Source organism: Collinsella sp. AF11-11, assembly GCF_003465485.1.
Taxonomy (GTDB): domain Bacteria; phylum Actinomycetota; class Coriobacteriia; order Coriobacteriales; family Coriobacteriaceae; genus Collinsella.
This window is the reverse complement of the sequence record NZ_QSAS01000047.1, coordinates 1-667: the sequence shown is the minus strand read 5'-3', so window position 1 is coordinate 667 and position 667 is coordinate 1. Positions and strand designations below refer to the sequence as shown.

Genomic DNA, 667 nt, shown 5'->3' with positions numbered 1-667 from the left:
GCCGCGGTCGACCTGTCGGACCGCCGGTGGCTGGAGCTGCTCGCCGGGTTCGGCGGGGCGTGGGGGATCGCCCGCTCGGGGGCCGGGGGCCCGCGGGCCGAGGCCGCCGGGGAGGCCGCGGCCGCCTCGACCGCGCCGCCGCCGGCGCTCGTCGAGGCCGAGAACAGGCAGGTCAGGTTCCTTGCCGCCCGGATATCGGAGGCCCTCGACGAGGCCGGGGCCCTCGAGGCCGAGACGGCGGGGCTGCTCGAGGGCGACGAGACCTACGCGTGCCTGCTCACCGTGCCCGGCATCGGGCCGAGGACGGCGGCGCAGCTCGCGGTATCGGTCGACATCGCGAGGTTCCCGGACCACGACCACCTGGCCTCGTACTGCGGCATAGCCCCGAGGGTGAGGAGCTCCGGCACGTCGGTGAGGTCGGTCAGGGCGTCCAGGCGGGGCGACGCGAGGCTCAAGTCTCTTCTGATCTTCTCGTGCAACAGCCTGGTGAGGTCGTCGGGGCGCTACGGCGAGTACTACCGGGCCTGCAGGGCGCGGGGCATGGGGCACGGGCGGGCGCTCAAGGCCGTCGCGAGGAAGCGGCTCAGGGCGATATACGCCGTGATGCGCGACCGGGTGCCCTACCGGGAGTAGCGTCGAAGGTTGACAAAACTATAGGAACACCCAA

At 73.0% G+C, this 667-nt stretch carries 1 protein-coding gene; it reads left to right on the top strand.

Going from position 1 to position 667, the window contains the following annotated elements; genetic code table 11:
* Positions 1-633 (top strand): transposase (locus DWV58_RS09780; RefSeq protein WP_147345877.1); only part of this gene is annotated, 633 nt, incomplete at its 5' end.
* Positions 634-667 lie beyond the last annotated feature (34 nt).